This is a genomic window from Acidithiobacillus ferriphilus (assembly GCF_018854775.1).
In the GTDB taxonomy this organism is placed as follows: domain Bacteria; phylum Pseudomonadota; class Gammaproteobacteria; order Acidithiobacillales; family Acidithiobacillaceae; genus Acidithiobacillus; species Acidithiobacillus ferriphilus.
The window spans coordinates 18454-40976 of record NZ_JAAZTY010000028.1; the positions used below are offsets into that span (position 1 = coordinate 18454).

Genomic DNA, 22523 nt, shown 5'->3' on the forward strand with positions numbered 1-22523 from the left:
ATCATCATGAACAGACAGGGAGGCCTGTCCACCGCAAACGTCCGCAACCGGCCCGGGGCGGACAGGCAGCGCGGCCACGCGCTGGGTGCCGCCATGCTGGGGATGCTGCTGGACGGTTACGATCTCAGCATTATGGCCGTGGTTCTGCTCCCGTTGCACAGCGCCTGGCATTTGCACGCGACCGAAACCGGTCTGCTCATGGCCATGGCGTTACTCGGGTCTTTGCTGGGGGGCTTGGCGGGCGGCGTCTTCACCGACCGCTTCGGTCGCCGCAAACTGCTTTTCCCCAACATATTCCTCTATGTCATCGGCGCTCTGGTCAGCGCCTTCAGCCCGGATGTCTCCATACTGTTCCTGGGCCGCTTTCTGACCGGCCTGGCGATCGGCCTCGACTATCCGCTGGTGGCCACCATCGTTGCGGAATACAGCCAGCCCGCGAACCGGGGAAATCGTTTCGCCCGGGTAAACCTGGCCTGGTATGTTGGCGCTCTGCTGTCCACCGGTGTCGGCTGGGCCCTGCTGTTTACCGGCGCCGCATCCTGGCGCTGGATGCTGGGTAGCGCGGCCTTCCCCGCACTCGCTCTCCTGTGGTTGCGGCGCGGCCTCCCGGAATCGCCGCGCTGGTTGGCGCGTAACGGGCATCCCAGCGCGGCCCGTGCGGCCCTGGCCCGGCTTTACCCGGAGTACACGTCCGCCGAACTCGGCACGCAGTTGACGGCTTTTCAGGGGCATCGCCAGCCGTGGCGAGTGCTGCTGCATAGAGTCTGGCTGCGCCGACTGGTGCTCAGCATTTTCCCCTGGTTTTGCCTGGATGTGGTGGGTTTGGGCATTGGTCTGTATTTTCCCATGGTGTTGCGCAGCAACGGGTTGGCCGGCAGTGACGGGGCCGCCGCCGCCATCAACGCCGGCTTTGTGCTGATCTCCGCTCTGGGCATTGTTTATATTCTCTCCCGCCTCGACCGCTGGGGCCGGATTCCCCTGCAAAGCGCCGGCTTTGCCCTGATGTCCCTCGGGCTGGGATTATTCGCGCTGTGCTCCTGGAATGGCTGGATTGCCGGGATTTACGCGGGTGCCGCGGTCTATTCCCTGGGCGTCGGCATCGGTCCGTCGGTAACGGTGTTTGCGCTCGCCGTAGAAATTTTTCCGACGGAATTGCGGGCCAGCGCGGCCGGGTTGGCGACGGGGATTTCCCGCCTGGGTGCCTTCATTTCGGCGGTATTGTTTCCTGTTCTTGAAAAAAGCTGGGGAATACCCTTAGTCCTGGTGGTCATGGCCATCGTAGCCCTGCTGGGGATGCTCGCCACCCTGATCTATGGGGTGGAATCGCGGCAGAAAAGCCTGGAAGACCTGGAACGCGTGCATGATCGGGTGGCAACACCCTGATTGCATGGCTTTTCTACTCAAAGCTCCAGGTCCGCACTATGCGCAACGGCGTAGGCGGGGATTGCCAGATGGCGGGCAAAGCCGGAAAGGGCGCCGCCTCCCGAATGATCGTATCGACAGCGTTTACCAGCGCGACGTTCTTTGATCCCTGCCGCATCTCGATCTGCATCAGTTGCCCACCGGGGGCGATAGTGACGGCGACCACGACGCGCCCCCGCGGCAGGACGGGATGCCCTCCCGCAAAAAGATGTTTCTGAGCCAATGCCATGATTCGGCCTTCCCAGTCCTTCAGATAGGCATTCAACGCAACCGCCCGCGCTGCCGGCGACGCCGTTGACGGCGCGCCTTCCCGACGGACCGGAAGAATGCCGTCCGGGCTGCGCGACGCGGGTACCGCGGGCGAGGCAATCCGGGGGCGGAGCGGATTCGGCGTCAACGAAATCTCCACCAGCGAGCTGACCGGGGTTTTTACAGGCAGGGTTCCCGCCAGACCTCCCAACAACACGAGCCAGACCAGCACGTTGATGACCACGGAGAGCAAGACCCAGGGGAACAGGGTATCGAGGTCTTCCGGTCGCAAACGCAGGACGCGCATCATACCGACCAGTGCGGCGGCCCCAAACCAACGTATCCGGAACAGAAAACCCGATAGCGGCGCAAAAAATCCTATGGAGGGCGACGGCAGCGCGGTAGCTGCGCGTCGCGATGGCTTCATCCCAACCAATCGGCTGCAGCGAGGGCGTAATAGGTGATTATGGCGTCCCCCCCGGCTCTTTTGATGCCCAACAGCGATTCCAGGACACTGCTCTGCAGATCCAGCCAACCAGCCCGGGCAGCGGCCTGCAGCATGCTGTATTCACCGGATACCTGATAAGCCAGCACCGGCAGGTCGCAGCGCTCGCGGAGGTCACGGATGATATCCAGATACGCCATGGCGGGCTTCACCATCACCATATCGCAGCCGTCCTGAATATCCAGCGTCATCTCGCGAAACGCCTCACGCCGATTGGCCGGGTCCATCTGATAGCCTTTGCGATCCCCGAACTGCGGCGCGCTGTCCGCCGCATCGCGGAAAGGACCATAAAAAGCGCTGGCGTATTTGACCGCGTAGGAAAGTATGCCGACCTGCGGGTGCTGCGCAGCATCCAGCGCTTCGCGGATAGCCATCACCATGCCGTCCACCATGCCGGAAGGGGCGACGATATCCACGCCCGCCTCGGCATAAGAGATGGCCTGCCGTTGCAGGTTTTCCAGGGTGGCGTAATCGTCACGGTCACCGCCCGCATCCAGGACGCCGCAATGGCCGTGGGCGGTGTATTCGCAAAAGCAGGCGTCGGCGATGATCAGGAGTTGCGGATATTCGGCGCGAATGGCGCGAATGGCGCGTTGTACCAGCCCCTCCGCCGCCCAGGAGGCGGAGCCGGTGGCATCCTTGCAATGATCTTCAACGACGCCGAACAGCAGCACCCCGGAGACGCCCCGCGCTGCGGCCTCCGCGCAGAGTTGCAGCGCCGAGTCGATGCTGTGGCGAAAAACGCCGGGCATGGAGGAGATTTCCGTACGGACGCCGTCGCCTTCCACCAGAAAGACCGGCAGAATGAAATCCGCCGCACGCAGATGATGCTCACGCAACATCCGGCGCATGGCCGGGTGACGCCGCAGGCGGCGGGGCTCGTGGCGGGACGGCAGATTGGGCAGATTCATGTGAGGACAGTCCTTGAGCAGTTGGAATACGAATGCAGATCGTGGCGGGACGGCAGATTGGGCAGGTTCATGTGACAGGCTCCAGACCTTGCGCCCATACGGTCAGCGCCGTCAGCATACCAGCCGCACTGGCTTCCGGGGCAATCCAGGGGGCGGGCAGGCCGACCGTGCTGACGGCGGCGGCGGTGAGGGGACTGATGGCGATAATGGGCGTGTTCTTCAGCCAGCGTTGACCCAGCCCCCCCACCATCTGATAGAAATTATTGAAGATCTCCGGGCTGGTCACGGTGACGGCATCCAGTTCGCCGCGCGCCCAGGCATGCAATAATGGCGTCGGATTGGCGCCGGGAAGGCCGCGCCGGTAGCATAATACCTTGTCGATGACCGCACCGCGCTCGCCCAGCGTCTTCTCCAGCAACTCCCGGCCCTGATCACCGGCAAACAGCGCGATGCGCTGTCCCTGCACGGCCACCAGCTCCGGACTTTCCAGCAACCCCTCGGAGCTGAACCTCCGGGGGACCAGGTCGACCTGCAGACCAAACTCACGCAGCGCCTTGGCGGTTTCCCGTCCCACCGCCGCGATACGCGGCCCCGTCGGCCAGGACAGGTTGCGGCTCTGCAGGCGGCTGAGGGCAAAAGCGACGGCGTTGCGGCTGGAAAAAATCACCCAGTCATACGCCACCAGTTGATGCAAAGCGTCATCCAGAGACTGCCAGTTCTCCGGCGCCTCGATCTGTACGGCGGGGAACAAAATGGGGCGCGCGCCTTGCGCCTGCAACAGGGTCAGCATCTCGTCGGCCTGCGCGCGCGGCCGGGTGACCACGATGCCTTTGCCTTGCAGTGCGGTGCTGTTCATGTGTTTCGGACATCCGCGATGATCTCTGCCGCCCCCTGGGCGACGAGTGCCGCGGCGACGGTCATGCCGAGGGCAACGGGGTCGCTGCCCTTCGCCTCGGCATGGAGTACCCGGCGGCCGTCCGGAGTGGCGACCAGCCCGCGCAGGAGCATCTGCGGCCCCTGCCATTGCGCCAGTGCCGCCACCGGCAGCCGGCAGTCCCCCCCCAGCACCCGATTCATGCTGCGCTCTGCCAGCACGCAATTGTGGGTGTCGGCATCGGCCAGAGGTGCCAGCAGTTCCCGGGTCCGCCGGTCGTCGCCGCGCGCCTCGATGCCTATGGCCCCTTGTCCCACTGCCGGCAGAGAGTGGTCAATATCCAGCAGGTGGGTGATACGATCCGACAACCCCAGGCGTTTAAGGCCCGCGGCGGCGAGGATGATCGCCTCATAATGCCCCTCATCCAGCTTGCGCAGGCGCGTGGCGACATTGCCGCGCAGATCATCGACCCGCAGATGGGGGTAGCGCTCCAGCAATTGCGCCCGCCGCCGCAGGCTGGAACTGCCCACCCGTGCGTCCTTCGGCAGGGCATCAGGGTGGAGAAAGGCGTTGCTGACGAAGGCATCCCGGACGTCTTCCCGGGCCATGATGGCGACGATCTCCAGACCATCAGGCTGTTGGGCCGGCACATCCTTCATGGAGTGTACGGCAATATCCACCCGCTGCTGCTGCAGGGCGTCCTCGATTTCCTTGACGAAGAGGCCCTTACCGCCCAGCGCATGCAGGGGTGCGTCCAGAAGCGTATCCCCGCTGGTGGTCATGGCGATGATCTCGACGGTCATTTCCGGGTGCTGCCGCAACAGGGCGGCGCGGACATGCTCTGCCTGCCAGACGGCCAGCGGGCTGGCGCGGGTACCAATGCGAAGGGGGTGCGGCATATCTGGTCGGCGGCTCTAATGATGATCAGGGGATGGAATCAGGTTATTCACCTTAACAGCGCGGTTTTTTCTGTCAAGGGCGAGGCGGCGACACCCTTTGCGAAATGGCGCTCACCACCACCCTTTCGCGCAGCGACAGCGCCATCTTGGGACCCACCACCGCAGCCAGGGAGGCCGGGCCGGGAAAAGGGCCGTGCGCCGCCCGGAAAGCGACAATCGCCGCGGCCCGTTTCTCGCCGATGCCGCGCAAAGCGCGCAACCGGGCACTATCGGCGTGATTGATGTCGACGAGCGCCGGGCCATCTTTAGCCGCTGCGAACGCCACATTTGGCCCCGAAAGCGCGCAAGCAGCCCCTAGCAAAAGCCACCACCGCAACAATCTAATCCTAATCCCGCAACGCCGCGCGGACCTTATCCCCCATCGCCGCCAACACCTCCGTCGGCGTATCTTTGGCGTTGGCAAAATTCAGGTCGGGGATGGCGTTCATGGGAATCAGGTGCACATGGGCATGCGGTACTTCCAACCCCGCCACCATGACCCCGACCCGCTTGCAACCGGTCACCTGCTCCAGCGCCGGTACGACGCGCCGGGCAAAAGGCAGAAGACCGGCCAGCGTTTCGTCATCCAGCGTGAAAATATAATCATGCTCGATCTTGGGGATAACCAGGGTGTGCCCCGGCCGCACCGGGCGAATATCGAGAAAAGCCAGATAACGGTCATCTTCCAGCACTTTCTGCGCCGGAATTTCGCCGTTGATGATGCGGGTGAACAGGGTGCTCATGCGTCCTCCTTGAGAGTGGCCAGAACGGCTTCCGCGGCATCCAGGGTGGCGGCGATCTCGGCGTCGCCGTGGGCCGCCGAGAGGAAACCCGCCTCATAGGCACTGGGGGCGAGATGCACCCCGCGCGCCAGCAGGCCATGGAAAAAGCGGGCGTAGCGTTTACTGTCGGCGGCCATCACCGCATCAAAACCGCGCACCGGCTGCTCCGCGAAGAACCAGCCGAACATGCCCGGCACCTGGTTGATCTGCATCGGCACGCCCGCGGCTTCCGCCCGCTCGGCCAGGCCCTTGCAGAGCGCCACCGTCTGCGCCGCCAGGCGCTCATGGAAACCCGGCACCGTCAGCAGCCGCAGGGTCGTCAGTCCGGCGGCCATGGCCACGGGATTGCCGGACAGCGTCCCCGCCTGATACACCGGCCCGGTGGGTGCCAGGTATTCCATCATTTCCCGCGGACCACCGACGGCCCCCACCGGCAGACCGCCGCCGATGATCTTGCCCAGCGTGGTCAGATCGGGACGCACCCCGTAGAGTGCCTGCGCGCCGCCCACGGCCACCCGGAATCCGCTCATCACTTCGTCAAAAATCAACACGCACTCATATTGATCACATACGGCGCGCAATCCTTCCAGAAAGCCGGGCTCCGGCGGCACGCAACCCATGTTGCCGGCCACCGGCTCGACGATGATGGTCGCGACATCAAAGCCGAAGCGCGACATCATTTCTTCCACCGCGGAGAGATCGTTATACGGCAACACCAGGGTATCCTGACTTACCTCGCGCGGGATCCCCGCGCTCGAAGGCTGGCCGAGGGTCAGCGCCCCGGAACCGGCCTTTACCAGCAGGCTGTCGCTGTGGCCGTGATAATTGCCCTCGAATTTGATGATCTTATCGCGCCCGGTGTAACCACGCGCCAGACGAATGGCGGTCATCACCGCCTCGGTGCCGCTGGAAGTCATGCGCACCGACTTGATGCCCGGCACCAGAGAGCAAACCAGTTCCGCCATTTCCACCTCGATGGCGGTAGGCGCACCGAAGCCAAGACCCTTGTCCACCTGCGCATGCACCGCCGCCAATACTTCCGGGTGGCCGTGGCCGTGGATCATCGGCCCCCAGGAGCCCACATAATCGATGTAGCGCTTGCCTTCCACATCCCAGAAGAAGGGTCCTTCGGCATGGTCGATGAAAATCGGGTCACCGCCCACGCCGCGAAAGGCCCGGACCGGCGAGTTAACCCCTCCCGGAATGCATTGTTGCGCCACACTGAACAGCGCATGTGAAGTCTGCGTCATCATCACTCCTTACGGTCACCAAACAGAGCGGTAAAACGCCTTGCCGCCCCTTCCACGTCGTCCGCACCAAAAATGCCGGAAATCGCCGCCAGGGCATCCGCACCTGCCGCGATCAATACACCCCCATTCGCCTCCGTGATGCCGCCGATGGCAACAATGGGCAGATCAATAACCGCACGCGCCGCCATCAGGACATCCACACTGACCACCGGCGCCTGCGGCTTGCTGGGAGAGGCGAAAAAGGACCCGAAGGCCACATAATCCGCCCCCTGCGCCGCCGCCTCTTGCGCCTGCCGCACCGATCCATAACAGGAAACGCCGATAAGTATGGCGCGTCCCAACTGCACGCGCAACGCTGGCAGCGGCGCGTCTTCCGCGCCCACATGGAGGGCCGGTGCCCCGATGGCCTGCGCCAGTAGAGGATCATCATTGACGACGAAAAGGGCGTTGTACTGCGCGCAAAGTTCCCGCAACGCCCCCGCCTGCCGCCGCCGTCTCGGTGCCTCGGCCACAACGTCGCCCTTGTCCCGATATTGCAGAATACGCGCGCCTCCGCGCAGCGCTGCTTCGGCCTGCGCCAGGAAAACGGGCTCCGGCATCAGACGCGCTTCGGTGATCGCATAGAGTCCGGAAACAAGGGGCTTCTGCCCGGTCATCCTATTCCTCCCGATACCCGCGCGCCCAAAAGAACCGGTCCGGAAAATACTGTCCCTTTCCCAGCGGATGGGCATGGAGCAGGCAGGTATGGGTAAAATCCAGTGCCCGCGACACAGCCTCTTCCATGGCTAAACCGCGCGCCAGACCCGCCGCCAGCGCGGCGGCCAAGGTACACCCCGAACCGTGATAGTGGTGGGGCAGCCGGGGCTGCCGGAAGGTCCGCCGCAATACCTCACCGCGAAACAGCATATTCTCCAGCTCCGGCCCCTCGCCGTGCCCCCCGCTGATCAGTACCCACTCCGCCCCCTGGCGATTGAGCCAGGCACCCGCCGTGGGCAAATCGCTGGCGCCGGACAAGGCCAGCGCCTCAGGCCCATTGGGCGTCATCACCGTCACCTGTGGCAGCAATTGAGCAACCAAGGCTTCGCGTAATCCCGCCCCGGCCAGGGCCGCACCGCCTCCGGCCGCCAGCACCGGATCAAGCACCACGGGAATCCGCGGATAATCCGCCAGCAGCGCGCTCACCGCAGCCACCATGGACGCGCTTCCCAGCATCCCGATCTTGATGACCCGTACGGACATATCGTCGAGCACCGCACGGGCCTGCGCCACGGTATTCTCTGGACTCACCGGCGTATAGGCACGGACGTCCACCGAATCCTGAACGGTCAGCGCCGTCACTGCCGTGCAGCCATGCACGCCCAGGCTGGCCAGGGTCAGCAGGTCGGCCTGGGCGCCCGCGCCCGCACTGGGATCAGAGCCGGCGATACTGAGGACGACGGGCGGCGGCCCCCCTGCCTCCGGGTAACGGAATTCCATCCGGAACGGATCATCGCCCATTTTAGCCTTTCATGGCCATATATCGATGGATTTTTTAATCGCTTCCATTGCCGCCAACGGGTTTTTTATATACTGCAGCATAACTCCCAGATCATCACCAATAACGATTACCGAGCCGTATTTGAATAGCGAACCAAACCACGTTTGCTTGATTTTTATATCTCGAATGGACGGCGCCGGCATGGAAACATTCAGTCGCCGTGACAAACCGTATTTCATTACCAGATTACCATCGTTAACAAGACACTTTGTGGTTAACATCAATGTCGCAATATTTGCCGCATCAATGAATGACAAGACAATCATTACCGCCCCAACCATTACCAAGAACCCGTTACCAAAAACCACAAACGGAACACTGACAAAGAATATTAGCAGTGAACCTAACAAAGCAGATGGCGCCACGTTCACATCGTTCAATACCACGGCTGAAGTATTTTTCAAGCCATTCTGCTGCCCAGGCATACGCTATTCCCTCAACCCGTCTCATGGTTTTCCAAAGTAAAATAGAGCAGAGATTAATTACAAACAGTAGGAGGTCGTCCTCACCTTTTTGGATATTTCGTTGTCGTTTTTGTACACGCCATGGTGGCGCCATCATTAGTAACATGATCAGTATCGCATGGTACAACGATGGCGCACCTTAAGCCTTACCGTGTCAGCAGCCCCTCCTCATGATCCCATCACCCCGGAACGGGGGGGGGGGCGCTGACCTTCCGATCATTCCTTCACGCCTTGGATATCAACGGGCTTCCCTTGCGACAAGGATGTCAAGTAACTAACGAGCGCCACCATCTTTGGACCACTGGAGGATAACGGCATCCCGCCGAGGCCATTTGCTATACAGGAGTTGATCTGCATCTCCAGCGTGATTACCTTCCCAGCGCGTTTATTATATTTAGGGAAGGTAGCCGCGGCACCAAGAAGGCTTGGAATCTTTTTACCATTTGGGAGCATACCCTCTACGCGTCCGGCACCACGGTGACACGTCATACAGCTATTACCCTTAGTTCCCAGGGACGCCGCGGCGAACAACTGGCCCCCTTCATGAATAGCTGCTTGCATTGGCTGTTCAGCCGCCAAAGCGGGGGCTGTGAAAGCCAGTGCGCATACAGCCATCGCTACCGCAATACATGATGTCTTTCGTAAAGTCATAATATTACGCGGAGTCCCTGGCGCCTGCGCCAAGGCTGGGTAGCTCGCAAGTATTGCAAAATACCTGCCCTCCCCCGCACCTCCTTCTTTCTAGAGCTACCTTTCGGTTATAACGGCTTCCGGCGCCTTTCAGGTGGTGGCGCTGCACCTTGCTTCCACCCTCCAAACCCCACCGGTCCAAGTGTAGCTCCGCACCTCACTAATATCCACTCCGCATGGTTCGTACGCCATCGCCTATATGATTGGTACACATGGAATACTCCCCTCTCAACAGAGAGGGGAAGCCACACAATATAAGTTTTTATGCCGACTTGAGAATAAATGCCATACAGTACCCCTCAGGCACCACCGATCCAGCCACGACCTTGCAGCAGTGCGGCGCGATAAAATTCGCGCAAACAGAGCATTGCTCCTTGCCCTTGGGATGTGGCTGATATTGCAGGGAAGCCTTCGGTGTGATTCCTGGACACTTTCCAGCCGCATGCGCCGCGCCGATGGGATTTACCCCGACCACTGCCCCGGCAGCCACTACACCGGCCGTTATGGCGATGCCTTTTAAGACATCGCGCCGACTCGGGTTCTGGGGTTTTTCGGTTCCATTTTGTTCCTTGCTCATGATATTACTCCTTATATATTGACAAAAATTAAGATGTAACAGATCCAAATAACGGTTATTTATTTCACGTCTCTCCAGTACTCCTTTTTGAGGAAATAAGCAAATATAATAAACAGCGCAAGCAAGCCGAGCACCCAAGGCCCCGCGTCGTGCCGTTGTACAACAGACGGATCAGATACAAACCTTAAAAAGGCGACGATGTCAGAAACCTGCTCCTTGAATTGCTGAGGAGACTCGTCACCCGCACGAAGCACCTTCCCTTGTTCATTCACGAACCCACTATGCAGTGCAAGCACATCTGGCATTGCCACATTGGGAAATACATGATTATTCCAGCCGGATGGGCGCTGGGGATCAAGGTAGAACGAGAGCAGATAGGTATATACCCAGTTCTGACTCTTATAGCGAACTATTTGACTCAAGTCCGGCGGGGGAAGGCCAAACCATTTGTGCGCCATGTCGGTTGGCATCGCTGACACCATGTTCCCTTTATAGTTGGAACCGGTCGGCAACATGATGTACTTATGCACATCCGCCTTGGACATTCCCAGGTCATTCGTCAGAAACTCGTAACGCATAAATTTAATGGAATGACAAGCCATACAGTCGGTTGCGAACAACTTCGCCCCTGCAATTATAGTCTTTGCGTTGTAGGTATAATGCGGTGCCATCATCTTGGGCCCGTTATCTGCAAATGCTCCAGGCGCACTGGCAAGCAGCCCCAAGGCCATGCCTGCCCACACAACATATTTTTTCATAACGCCTCCTCTCTGCGCAATATCAGTGGGCACGGAAACGGACTCGCGCGGGTGGCGTCCGGGTCGGCTCAAACTTGCTCACGAATGGCAGTAAAATGAAGAATGCCACATATATAACCGCCCCCACTCGCTCCAGGATAAAATATTTAGGCAACGGCGGTTGCTCTCCAAGATAGGCAAGCATGAGGAAGTTGGCAAAAAAGATAATGAGCATAATACGAGTAATCGGGCGATACCGCGTCGATATCACCGGATTTCTATCCAGCCATGGGAGTATGAACGGGAACACTACGGCTACCACCATCAATATAATGCCACCATTCTTATTCGGTATAGCCCGCAACATGGCGTAAAATGGCGACAAATACCATGGCGGGGTAACATCAGGCAGGCTTTTCAATGGGTTCGCCGGCGTGGACATGGTGCGCTCCAGAAAAATATGATGCACCGTCGGCGCATAGAAAATAATCGCCGCAAAAATGAATAGCCATACACCGAATCCAAAGAGATCTTTCACGGAATAGTAGGGGTGAAAGGGAATGGCATCTACCGGATGTCCGTCTGGCCCTTTATTGGCCTTTATCTCAAGGCCATCCGGATTGTTAGAACCAACTTTGTGTAGATACAGAATATGGAACACGATCAATCCGACAATGACCATAAACACCACCGTCACATGCAGTGCCATGAAGCGATCCAGGGTGTCTCCGCTCATGCCGGAGCCACCGCGCACCAATGTGGTGACCCACTCCCCGATGAATGGAATAGACTTGAACAATGAGGTAATTACCGTTCCAGCCCAATATGACAGGTTTGAATAAGGCAATATATATCCAAAAAATGCCTCCGCCATAAAAGCCAGATAGATCGTATAGCCGATGACCCATACGAGTTCTCGCGGTGCACGGTAGGAGCCGTAAAGCATGCCTCTTGCCATATGTATATACAGAAGCACAAATATCAGGGAGACGCCATCGACATGCATATACTGCATAAGCCAACCATAATGCACGTCGTACATGATTCCGTATACGGAGTCATAGGCATCACGAACAGATGGTATGTAGTGTGCCAGAACCAAAAATCCTGACAGGAACTGCAGCACCACCATCAGTAAGAGCAGGGACCCGGCGTAATAAAAGATGTTGAAATTTTTTGGCGCGTAGTATTCAGCCATGTGCTCCCGCCACATCTCCGGCAATGGCGAACGTTTGACAAACCAGGTTTTGAAACTCATCTCAGCCTCCTTTATCGGCTACCACACTCAGCACAAATGCGCGAGCGGATACATGTTGGTTACAACGACGCTTTTCTTTTCCACATCGATGTCATATTCAGGGACTGCCATATTGTGAGGAGCGGGTGACCCTTTGATTACGCGGGCGGAAAGATCGTACATGGATCCATGGCAAGGACAATGAAATCCGCCGAGCCACCACGGCGCGACACTGGCTTTTTTGGGCCGGTAATGCGGTATGCAGCACAGGTGGTTGCATATCTTTATGCCGACATACCATTCCGCCACCCGTGACCTATACTTGTTTTTGCAATAGGGGGGTTGCTGCGGAATATTACAGTGGGGATCCTTCAATATGCCCTTCTGCTCCGCCTCATCCAGCGAGGCCAGCATTTCCGGGGTTCTGTTTACCACAATAACGGGCTTCTCCTGCCACAATGCCACCATTTGCATGCCCGGTTCTATGGGGCTCAGATCAATGGTCGTAGTGGCTAATGCGGCGGCGGCGGCGGTTGGATCCAGCGACTTGACCATGGGAACCGCGATAGTGCCCGCCACCGCGACACCAGATACCGTCACCAGCGCGGTAAGAAAGCGACGGCGTGTTATATTTGGAGCTTGTTTGTTGTCTTGCGCTTCGTCTGACATGATATTGGTCCTATGTGCTATTTGGTGGATTCTATTGAGATCGCCAGATCCCTTGCAGTTCTGTCATCCAAGTCGGGATTGATAAAATCTTGGGCATAAAACAACTCTCCGTTATGACTCAACACGTCACAATCCATTAATCTCGTATAGATACTGGTGATTGCTTCGGGAGGCGCATATCGCTTCATCGGCATGCCGGGATGCGTCATCAGGCGAAGCCCTGTTCTACAGGGTCCGGGATCTACGATATTCACCCGAATATTCGTTTTGGCATACTCTATCGCCCACATGCGCGCCATATGCAAAATGGCGGCCTTGCTCACCCCGTAGGCGCCCCAATAGCCTTTGGGCTTTACGCCAGACTCATCCGTTGTGAAAATGATGGAGGCGTACGCGGCCTCTTTCAATAATGGAAGGCACTGCTGCGTCACGAGAATGGGAGACTTTACGTTGACCTGAAATACATGATCCCATAGGGCCCCTTCATAGTTCTCCAGTGGAGTTAACATCCCGAGCTCTGCCGCATTATGCACTATGCCGTGCAGCTGTTTAAATTCGCTGGAAATAGCCGCGCCTATGGTTTTAAATGCATCGGCTGTCGGATCGGCGAGATCCACCACGAGAATAGCCGGCTCCGGGTACCCATAGTCGGTGATTTCATCGTAAACCCCCTCCAGATTACGCTTCGTTTTCCCCAACAAAACCACCGTGGCGCCCTGCCTGGCATACTCAATGGAGACTGCCTTACCAATGCCATCTCCCGCACCGGTTACGAGTATGGTTTTCCCTTCCAGAGTACCGTCACCCTTCGCTTTGGTGTATTCATTTTCAGTCATGGCGCTCACCGAGACCTTATATAGGCGGCCAGCGCGACGATTTGTTTTTGATCCAACCTGGTGGCTATATACTGCATAATGCCTTTATGCGTGGCGACCCGCTGTCCGGACTTGAAATAGGTTAGTTGATTGATCACATAAGTGCGCTTTTGTCCTGCCAACATCGGGAAGAAGGGAGGCAAACCTGCCAGCGTTGTACCATGACATGCCATGCACGCCGGCATTTGCATCTTGGGCAACCCCCCGAAGTACAGCTTTTTCCCCTCGGCGACGAGCTTGGGATCATAGACATGTCCTGACGCGGGCTTCTGGGAAGAAAAGTATTCGGCAACCTGTTGCGTCTGCGCGGCAGTCAACGGGGCCACCATGGCCCACATAATGGGAGATTGTGGATCCGCTCGTGTATGCGCCTTGAAATGGTCTAATTCGCGCAACATGTAGGTTTTCCATTGCCCTGCCAAATTGGGGAACATACCGCCATCTGGCGAAATACCCTGCAGGCCATGACAGGCCATACAAGAGCTCTGCACCACTGTGGGAACACCGCCTGAAGTAACCGACGAAGTGGCAGCGGTGGGAGAGCTCACTGAGGCCGTTTTAGCAATAGTGGATCCATAGGCTACCGACGTCACGGCCATAGCTATCGTTAGCACGGAAATAGCTGGTAAAAACGGTTTTTTTTGTAGCATATGTGGCACCTTAGTTGATCGGGCCAGCAACCACCAAGCTCCTATTGCAGGCTCTCGATAGTTATTAGCCGGTTATGAATAAAACCCCATGTTAATACGCCAGCGTGATCATATTGTATGAATATTGTCTGCCTATGTATCATTCAGATTTCTAGCGAATACATACATCCGTTTTATCGATTACAAAATTAATACCAGAACTTCTTTTAAGACCGTGGTTGCGCACCGCATCCACCAACCATGATGAAGTTGCAACCGTATTCAAATCCCGTCACCTCTCCATGCAAAAACGCGAACACTTTCATCTATGCGTCGATCCCAGCGGAGGCCAGATTGCCCACACCGAGACAGGGCAAGCTTTATGCCAGATCCATAGATGTTTTGGCATAAAGTAACATTATGATTAGCTGATGTATTTTGGCAAAAAATAGTGCTGTGCCCAGCGAAGACTGCCATTTTTGGCATGACCATTCCGTCATACTGCCATCACTGGCATACGGTTCTCTGTGCTTGTCCACACCGCTTCGCATAGCAGCGTCGCCACAAGGTCGCGAACGCTTCTAATTTGTTGACCAAAGGGTAGCTGTCCGGCGCCGCGAAAAAACAGCCCATGCTGCACATCACCGCGTTGTGCGGCAGCCAACTGGGCCTCAATGCAGAATTGCCCGGAGGACGAATTACCATCCTTGAACCCGCAATGTACCAAGCACTCCGTCTGACTTGGGCACAGCGAATGGTCTTGACTCGCGCAAGCACGCAGATTTTCCTCGCGTCCCAAGTAACGGCGCAACCAGGGAGTAAGCACTGCACGCGCGGGCAGACCTGCCGAGCTCATAAATGTCACGAGGTCTTTAGGCGTCGCATCGGCCAGGACACGCTTAAAATTGATGTGCGCATCGCCCTCGGTGCTTACAGCGAACGGGGTGCCCAACTGGGCCCCGCTCCCGCCGAGGGAAAATATCTCGCGCATTTCCTGAACCGAAGAGATTCCTCCAGCGGCGACGAGCGGGATCTGGTCGGCTTTCAGACCCAATTCTGCAAAGAGTTTGCGGATCGCGGGCAGGACATTTGCAAAACCATACTTGGGATTTGAAACATCCTCCAATCTGGTAGCTCCCAAGTGCCCGCCAGCGAATTGGGGATTCTCGATAACGATCGCGTCTGGAAGACGTTTCTGGCGCATCCAACGGCGCAGAACCAGCTGAACGCCGCGACCTTCGGAAAGAATCGGGATCAGCGCGACCTTGGGGAACTCCGCTGCCAGCGTTGGCAAATCCATGGGCAGGCCAGCGCCCACGACCACCGCGTTAACCCCGCTCTTGATAGCTTGAAGCACATGCTCCCGATAACCAGAAATGGCATGCATGACATTAACGGCGATAAAGCCCTCTTTTCCTGCGATCCGGCGCGCTTCCCGGATCTCGCGATCCAACGCGATCAGGTTTGCCTTGGCCGAAGCTGCTGGATCTCTCAGGCGCCGCAAGGGTCGCATCAGATCCTCGTGTAAACGTCGTAGCTCCACGCTTGCGATGGTTCCAACAGCCCCCTCCGCCGCCACAGCCCCGGCTAAGCTATGTGCTGAAACACCAATGCCCATACCGCCCTGTATCACAGGGAGCAGGGACCGTCCTTTGATCTTTAGGTATGGCAAATCCATGTCAACCACCTCATTCGCTATCTAACCAATATATTTGGTACATAGGCGCGCAACCGAGCAACCAGATCACCATCTATTGTGGTGGGACTGGCAATCAACTCCAAATCTGCACATCCTGCCTTGTTAAAGCGTTGCAACACCCACCGAGATACACCAATCATTCGCAGTTCCTGAGCCATAAGAACAAGATCCGCGCCACTTAAAATAGTATTATGTATCGTTGTTCTGATCTCGCATGAAACATTTCTGGACAGCATCCGTTCGAGAGATTCTTTTACCTTGCCACCGCTTCCTGGTATGCGGGTGATATCGGGATAACGCGCAAATGGCGCCTTGACATCAAACCCAACCCAATCCAGATGGGGGAGCAGATTTGCAAAGTTGTGTGGATACAATCCCGACGTGTGCAGAGCGACATTGAATCCCAATGCCTTTACTTGCTTAATTGCCAATAGCAACGATTTATGGACCGTTGGTTCGCCGCCACAAAAAGTTACCGCATCCAGTAATCCCTTGCGGGTAGTCAGCCACCCCATGATGGTAGACCATGACATAACCGACGATCCCTGCCCCGGCTGCAGGCTTGTATTATGGCAATAACGACAGCGACATGGACAACCTTGAGTATATATTACAGCACATAAATACCCCGGGTAATCTACCGTACTAAACTGGGAGAGACCAGCAACCGTCGGCAATGACATTGATTTATTGTCAATTATAATGAGTCGATGGAGCGCCGCCCCCATCAAAACGCTTGGTCTCGATGAAATATTTACGTTCCAAATGCTCTCCCTGCTTACCGATATTAAACGACGAGGTCGGGCGATGATATCCCATAACCCTTGTCCAAACCTCACAGGGTTGCCTTTCGCTATCACTCAATTCAACTTCTATTAATCTTTCGTTGGATATCTCAGGATACATAATATTCTCCTTTTTAGGTTACGCAGAACGCCGCCGCTTTTCTGTGATGCGTTCCTGATCACAGATGGGACAAAATGGATGCTCACCCGCCAGGTATCCATGCACCGGACAGATGGAAAAAATAGGGGTAACTGTAATGTACGGCAACCGAAATCGCTCCAGCGCGCGCCGCACCAGACGCTTGCAGCTTTCCGCACTAGCGAGACGTTCGCCCATATACAGGTGAAGAACGGTCCCCCCCGTGTATTTGGCTTGCAAAGCCTCCTGTCGTTCCAATGCCTCAAACGGATCGTCCGTAAATCCAACCGGCAGTTGCGAAGAATTCGTGTAATAGGGTTTATCCGCCGTCCCGGCCTGTAAGATATCGGAAAACCGCTTGCGATCTTCTTTGGCGAAACGATAGGTAGTCCCCTCCGCAGGTGTGGCCTCCAGATTGTACATATGACCTGTTTCCTCCTGAAAGGCGACCATGCGATTCCTGATATACTCTAAAAATTCCAAGGCGAACGCATGACCCCAGGTCGTTGTGATATCCTCCCGATCCTCCGTAAGGTTGCGGATCATTTCATTGACCCCATTAATCCCAATGGTAGAAAAATGATTGCGCAGCGTGCCCAAATAACGTTTGGAGTAGGGAAACAATCCCGTGTCCATATGGCGCTGGATGATCTTACGTTTGATCTCCAGACTGCTTTTCGCCAACGCCAACAGATCATCGATGCGCTGGTAGAGACCATTGCCATCGTTTTTATGGAGGTAACCCAATCTGGCGCAATTAATCGTCACCACGCCAATGGAACCCGTCTGCTCCGCTGAGCCGAAAAGCCCATTACCGCGTTTGAGCAATTCACGCAGGTCGAGTTGGAGCCGACAGCACATAGAGCGCACCATATTGGGCTGGAGTTCAGAATTGATGAAATTCTGAAAGTAGGGCAGACCGTACTTTGCCGTCATGGCAAACAGTCTTTCGGCGTTTTCAGAATCCCACGAAAAATCAGCGGTTATGTTGTAGGTTGGGATGGGGAAGGTGAAAACGCGACCCTTGGCATCCCCTTCGCTCATCACCTCGATATAGGCGCGGTTGATCAAATCCATCTCCACCTGCAAGTCGCCATAGTGAAACGGCATCTCCTTTCCACCGATGACCGGAACCTGTTCCCGAAGATCTTCAGGACAGACCCAATCGAACGTTACGTTGGTAAAGGGGGTCTGGCTTCCCCAGCGGGAAGGCACGTTCAGGTTATAAATAAACTCTTGAATATTCTGGCGTACCGCGTCATAGGAAAGCCCATCCTTGCGGACAAACGGTGCCAGATAGGTATCAAATGAACTAAAAGCCTGCGCACCTGCCCATTCATTCTGCAAGGTGCCCAGAAAGTTTACCATTTGCCCCACCGCACTGGACAAATGACGGGGAGGTGCCGCTTCCACCTTCCCTGGCACGCCGTTAAAACCCTCATGCAACAAGGTTCGCAGCGACCACCCGGCACAATAACCGGCCAGCATATCGAGATCATGGATATGAATGTCCGCCTCACGGTGAGCGGCACCAATTTCATCCGGATAGACATGACTCAGCCAGTAATTGGCGGTTACCTTCCCCGCGACGTTCAGAATCAGGCCACCCAACGAATAACCTTGATTGGCATTCGCGTTGATTCGCCAATCCTCCCGATCCAGGTACTCATTTACCGAGGAAACGGCATTCACCGCGGTCAGACGATCCCGGCGCAAGCGTTGATGCTGTTCACGGTAAGCGATATAGGCGCGGGCCGTGCGGTAAAAGCCTTCATCCATCAATGTTAATTCGACATGATCTTGAATCAGCTCAATCGTGGGGTCACGGTCGATAACGAGGGGCTGCAACTTGTTCAAAACCACTTCCGTAATTCGCCCAGCGACACTGGCATCAAATTCACCCGCCGCACGTCCCGCCCTGGTGATGGCTGCGCAAATTCGATCTGGATCGAAAGGTGTTCTTGTACCGTTTCGCTTAATTACCAACGGTCCCACGCCGGCGGCTGTAAACCAGTCTGTATTGCGCATTAGGATACCCCCGCATGTGGTGAAAAACTCCATCCAGCAAAGACGGTTAGCCTGCACATGTAAATATAACAGCATGTGTATATATTTTTAGTATCTTCCACCAGATATTGCGCCTTTGTCAATGCCTGTATCCGTCGCTGCCAGCGCTCATCCGGCAGGGGATTTTCTGGAACAAGGATCCTGAACAGCCTGTGGATAACTTTGTGGATATTTTATTGGCCAAGGCGTTCCGTCATGCCCGTGGAGTACCAACGCCGAACGGAACACTTCACGTAACAAAAAATATTTATATAATACAATAAATTAAACAATCTACTGAAACATGATTCAGAACAAGTTCACGTAACTGCCGTTTAATCTTTTTGTGGAAAACTTTATCAAGCCGGGCAGGATCTTGGCTGTCAGCGCGGTTAAGATTCGTCCAGGTCCATGCCTGTTTTGTGCGTTTTTCCTACCGCCGGAGCAGCGCCCCGGTCATGGCTCGCCGCATCTTTGCCGCCACCTGGTCCGCCGACAACCGTCTCGCCGTCGGCTAGCGCATGGTGCCGCGCCCAAAATTCGTTTCATTAATAGAAAAATCGTATTCGTATAAATCATCATAAAAATCATACAGAAAATATCTAATAAATTATATTACATAATAATTTTAAATAAATAAATATAATTAAAATATCATATAAACAATATGTTGAAAAATATATGGCAAGTTTACGGCTTGATAATGCCGCTATTTCATCAGAAAATTCGTCTCCGCCGAAAAATCGCCCATGCGGAGGATATGCTGGCATGCACCGCCACTCTTGGATATACTCCATCGACGGAGAATTATGATGAAATGCCCTTCCCGTTGCGGGGAGTGAGCCCACTCCGCTACCGCATGGCACAGAATATGGTAGCGACAGAGGGCACGGCACTGTTCACCTTTAGACCCTCTGACCAGGTTACGCATGAGTAGTCATCCAGCGCCATCCGCGCTGCGCAACGGCGATGCCTTATGGGCGGCGCTGTGTGTGCAGTTGCAAGAACAAACCACCGCCCAGCAGTTCAATACCTGGCTGCGCCCCCTTCGTGGCGAGTTGCATGGTAACGAGCTGCACCTTTTCGCACCCAATACCTTCGTCATGGAATGGGTGCGGGAAAGGCTGATAGATCTACTGGAAACGGTACTCGGCGAGCTTGCACCCGGAATGATGCTTCGCCTGGAACTCAGCACCGACGGCGCGGCGGCCCTAGCCCCGGCGGCGGCTACTCCAGTCACTACTGCGATCACCGATCCTCGCAATGGCAACCGGCTCAACCCGGGCTTTTCCTTCAAGTCCTACGTCGCAGGCAAATCCAATCAGTTGGCCGTGGCAGCGGCCCTGCAGGTCGCCAAAAATCCGGGGAAATCCTACAACCCTCTGTATATCTATGGCGGCGTTGGGCTGGGCAAAACGCATCTCATGCAAGCGGTAGGAAATGCCATTCTCCAACGCGATGCCGATGCCAAGGTGCTCTACGTTACTTCCGAAGGCTTCATCATGGACATGGTGCGTTCTCTGCAACACAACACCATCAATGATTTCAAGCAGCGCTACCGCAAGCTGGATGCCCTGCTCATCGACGACATCCAGTTTTTTGCGGGCAAGGATCGTACCCAGGAAGAGTTTTTCCACACCTTCAATGCCCTTTTTGACGGCGGTCGGCAGATTATTATCACCTGCGACCGCTACCCAAAAGAGGTGGATCGCCTGGAAGAGCGACTGCAATCACGCTTCGGCTGGGGGCTGACGGTCGCCATCCAACCCCATGACCTCGAAACCCGCATGGCCATTGTCCTCTGCAAAGCGGAAGAAAGCGGCATTGATCTGCCTGAAGAAGTGGCCTTTTTCATCGCCGAGAAAATCCGCTCCCATGTCCGCGAACTGGAAGGGGCGCTGCGTCGGATCATCGCCCATGTCAACTTCACCCACAAGCCTTATAACCTGGATACCGCCCGGGAGGCCCTGCGTGACCTGATCGACGTGCAGAAGCGCATGGTCAGCCTCGACAACATCCAGAAAGTCGTGGCCGAGTATTTTCATATTCGCGGCTCCGACATGCAGTCCAAACGACGCAGTCGCAACATCGCCCGACCGCGCCAGATGGCCATGTGCCTGACCAAGGAACTTACCAACCATAGCCTGCCGGAAATCGGCGAGGCCTTCGGCGGACGCGATCATACCACCGTCCTCCACGCCTGCCGCCAGATCGACAAATTACGTCAGGAAGACACCCAGATGGATGAAGATTACCGCAATCTGCTACGGATTCTTGGCGCATGATCCAGCACGCGCACAAACTGTGGATAAGGCCCTGTATAACTTATGTGCCAACTCTGTATGAAAAAGAGGGCCCTTTTTTATCCCCAAGCATACCGGCTTATCCACAACTTTCCGACAACTTGCCAAAGCCCATTCGTCTATCAAAAGTAATGGGTTATAACACCTTTCCACAAGCTAGCTGGCCATTAATAATAACAGTAGTTAAAAGGAAAAATATAAATTTTATATATAAAGCGGCCCGATCAGCCCCCTTTCAGACCTGGCACTCAAGGAGCAAACCCTGATGAAAATCACCATAGATCGCGAAGATCTCCTGCCTATTCTGGCGAATATGGCAAATATTGCCGACCGGCGACCGGTACAGCCTATTCTTGCCCATGTCCTCATCGAAGCCGCAGGGCAACATTGCCGATTCGTCGCCACGGACCTGGAAGTGCAGCTTTCCGCCGACCTGGATCATCCGGTAAATGCTCCAGGCACCTGTGCTGTACCGGCCCGCAAGCTCTATGACATCTGCCGCGCTTTACCCGAACACACACCCATAGAATTTCACAAGGACGGGGAAAAGCTGCTCCTGAAAGCCGCTAAAAGTCGTTTCACCCTGCATGTGTTGCCCGCCGATCAATTTCCCTATCTCAGTACTCACAGCAGTCGTTGTCAGGGTAACTGCAATGCCAAAGCCTTTCGCGAAGCGCTTGCCGTCACCGCCAACACCATGGCACAGAATGATGCGCGGCTTTTTCTGAACGGCGTCCTCATCGAGGTCGAAGGCCAGGAACTGCGTCTCGTAGCCACGGACGGTCATCGCCTGGCCATGATGACCCTGCCTTTTGCCAACAGTCTGGAAAGCGGAAGCTACCAGGCCATTCTGCCGCGCAAAGCCGTTCTCGAACTGCTGCGGATTCTCGATGATGGTGATATCGCATTGGAAATGTCGGACACCGGTTTCCTACTCAACGATGGCATGCAACAATTCGCCTGCAAACTCATCGACGCCAAATATCCCGATTACCGGCGGGTGATTCCTCAAGGACATCCTCGCTTCGCCATACTTAATCGCCAGACCTTCAAAAGCGCCTTGCAACAAAGCGATGTCCTGGTGAGCGACCGTAATCCGACCACCCATCTACACCTCAGCAACAACCAGATGACCCTGCGCAGTTGCAATGAGGAACAGGAGGAAGGCGAGATCCAAATCCCCGTCGAGTACCAGAATGATACTC

22 protein-coding genes and 1 pseudogene are annotated in these 22523 nt (G+C 56.1%); 3 read left to right on the plus strand and 20 right to left on the minus strand.

The window, feature by feature from the left end; genetic code table 11:
• Nucleotides 1-6 precede the first annotated feature (6 nt).
• Nucleotides 7-1383, plus strand: a complete 1377-nt coding sequence (locus HF921_RS02455; protein WP_064218177.1) for an MFS transporter — start codon at nt 7-9, stop codon at nt 1381-1383.
• A 13-nt stretch (nt 1384-1396) separates the two neighbouring features.
• Here the strand turns inward: HF921_RS02455 and HF921_RS02460 are convergent, their stop codons facing one another.
• The 20 genes and pseudogenes from HF921_RS02460 to HF921_RS02555 all read right to left on the minus strand — a co-directional run bounded on the left by HF921_RS02460 (nt 1397) and on the right by HF921_RS02555 (nt 19072).
• Entirely contained in the window at nt 1397-2098 is a 702-nt protein-coding gene (locus tag HF921_RS02460; RefSeq protein WP_215861627.1) for a TonB C-terminal domain-containing protein, read from the minus strand.
• Nucleotides 2095-3087 carry a porphobilinogen synthase gene (gene hemB, locus HF921_RS02465; protein ID WP_215893242.1) on the minus strand — a complete coding sequence of 331 codons (993 nt, stop codon included), beginning with the start codon at nt 3085-3087 and terminating at the stop codon, nt 2095-2097. The genes HF921_RS02460 and hemB overlap by 4 nt, the downstream gene beginning before the upstream one ends.
• Nucleotides 3088-3154: 67 nt before the next feature.
• On the minus strand, nt 3155-3943 hold the full coding sequence (locus HF921_RS02470) for a uroporphyrinogen-III synthase (protein WP_215893243.1): 789 nt from the start codon (nt 3941-3943) through the stop codon (nt 3155-3157).
• On the minus strand, nt 3940-4860 hold the full coding sequence (hemC, locus tag HF921_RS02475) for a hydroxymethylbilane synthase (RefSeq protein WP_064218181.1): 921 nt from the start codon (nt 4858-4860) through the stop codon (nt 3940-3942). The genes HF921_RS02470 and hemC overlap by 4 nt, the downstream gene beginning before the upstream one ends.
• Nucleotides 4861-4933: 73 nt before the next feature.
• Nucleotides 4934-5185 (minus strand): helix-hairpin-helix domain-containing protein, encoded by a 252-nt coding sequence (locus tag HF921_RS13405; RefSeq protein WP_308165014.1) that lies wholly within the window; start codon nt 5183-5185, stop codon nt 4934-4936.
• A 61-nt stretch (nt 5186-5246) separates the two neighbouring features.
• Nucleotides 5247-5642, minus strand: coding sequence for an HIT family protein (locus HF921_RS02485; protein WP_064218182.1), 396 nt, complete (start codon nt 5640-5642; stop codon nt 5247-5249).
• The gene (gene hemL / locus HF921_RS02490; protein WP_215893244.1) at nt 5639-6931 is read right to left on the minus strand and encodes a glutamate-1-semialdehyde 2,1-aminomutase; all 1293 of its coding nucleotides are present in this window, start codon (nt 6929-6931) and stop codon (nt 5639-5641) included. Before hemL ends, HF921_RS02485 begins: the two co-directional genes overlap by 4 nt.
• Before the next feature lie 2 nt (nt 6932-6933).
• Nucleotides 6934-7587 (minus strand): thiamine phosphate synthase, encoded by a 654-nt coding sequence (gene thiE / locus HF921_RS02495; RefSeq protein WP_064218184.1) that lies wholly within the window; start codon nt 7585-7587, stop codon nt 6934-6936.
• 1 nt (nt 7588) lies between these two features.
• Nucleotides 7589-8428 (minus strand): bifunctional hydroxymethylpyrimidine kinase/phosphomethylpyrimidine kinase, encoded by an 840-nt coding sequence (thiD, locus tag HF921_RS02500; protein ID WP_226834292.1) that lies wholly within the window; start codon nt 8426-8428, stop codon nt 7589-7591.
• 9 nt (nt 8429-8437) lie between these two features.
• On the minus strand, nt 8438-8893 hold the full coding sequence (locus HF921_RS02505) for a PH domain-containing protein (protein WP_064218185.1): 456 nt from the start codon (nt 8891-8893) through the stop codon (nt 8438-8440).
• Nucleotides 8894-9148: 255 nt separating this feature from the next.
• On the minus strand, nt 9149-9583 hold the full coding sequence (locus tag HF921_RS13620) for a hypothetical protein (RefSeq protein WP_353736428.1): 435 nt from the start codon (nt 9581-9583) through the stop codon (nt 9149-9151).
• Nucleotides 9584-9884: 301 nt separating this feature from the next.
• On the minus strand, nt 9885-10199 hold the full coding sequence (iro, locus tag HF921_RS02510; RefSeq protein WP_064220211.1) for an iron oxidase: 315 nt from the start codon (nt 10197-10199) through the stop codon (nt 9885-9887).
• A gap of 59 nt (nt 10200-10258) precedes the next feature.
• A complete protein-coding gene (locus HF921_RS02515; RefSeq protein ID WP_064220210.1) occupies nt 10259-10957 on the minus strand; it encodes a cytochrome c1 in 699 nt (232 codons plus the stop codon).
• A 22-nt stretch (nt 10958-10979) separates the two neighbouring features.
• Nucleotides 10980-12194, minus strand: a complete 1215-nt coding sequence (locus tag HF921_RS02520; RefSeq protein WP_064220209.1) for a cytochrome b — start codon at nt 12192-12194, stop codon at nt 10980-10982.
• Nucleotides 12195-12221: 27 nt separating this feature from the next.
• Entirely contained in the window at nt 12222-12842 is a 621-nt protein-coding gene (gene petA / locus HF921_RS02525) for a ubiquinol-cytochrome c reductase iron-sulfur subunit (RefSeq protein ID WP_215848758.1), read from the minus strand.
• Between the two features lie 17 nt (nt 12843-12859).
• Complete coding sequence (locus HF921_RS02530) at nt 12860-13678, minus strand: SDR family NAD(P)-dependent oxidoreductase (protein ID WP_215893245.1); 819 nt, start codon at nt 13676-13678, stop codon at nt 12860-12862.
• Nucleotides 13679-13683: 5 nt separating this feature from the next.
• The gene (locus HF921_RS02535) at nt 13684-14367 is read right to left on the minus strand and encodes a c-type cytochrome (RefSeq protein ID WP_226834293.1); all 684 of its coding nucleotides are present in this window, start codon (nt 14365-14367) and stop codon (nt 13684-13686) included.
• A 475-nt stretch (nt 14368-14842) separates the two neighbouring features.
• Entirely contained in the window at nt 14843-16024 is a 1182-nt protein-coding gene (locus tag HF921_RS02540) for an NAD(P)H-dependent flavin oxidoreductase (RefSeq protein ID WP_064219475.1), read from the minus strand.
• A gap of 17 nt (nt 16025-16041) precedes the next feature.
• On the minus strand, nt 16042-16773 hold the full coding sequence (locus HF921_RS02545; protein ID WP_215893251.1) for an anaerobic ribonucleoside-triphosphate reductase activating protein: 732 nt from the start codon (nt 16771-16773) through the stop codon (nt 16042-16044).
• Nucleotides 16739-19072 (minus strand): annotated as a pseudogene (locus HF921_RS02555) (ribonucleoside triphosphate reductase). Before HF921_RS02555 ends, HF921_RS02545 begins: the two are co-directional and overlap by 35 nt.
• A gap of 872 nt (nt 19073-19944) precedes the next feature.
• Here HF921_RS02555 and dnaA point away from each other — a divergent pair.
• Together dnaA and dnaN are read left to right on the plus strand one after the other, a co-directional pair.
• On the plus strand, nt 19945-21300 hold the full coding sequence (gene dnaA / locus HF921_RS02560; protein WP_064219566.1) for a chromosomal replication initiator protein DnaA: 1356 nt from the start codon (nt 19945-19947) through the stop codon (nt 21298-21300).
• A 283-nt stretch (nt 21301-21583) separates the two neighbouring features.
• Nucleotides 21584-22523 (plus strand): DNA polymerase III subunit beta (dnaN, locus tag HF921_RS02565; RefSeq protein WP_215893248.1); only part of this gene is annotated, 940 nt, incomplete at its 3' end.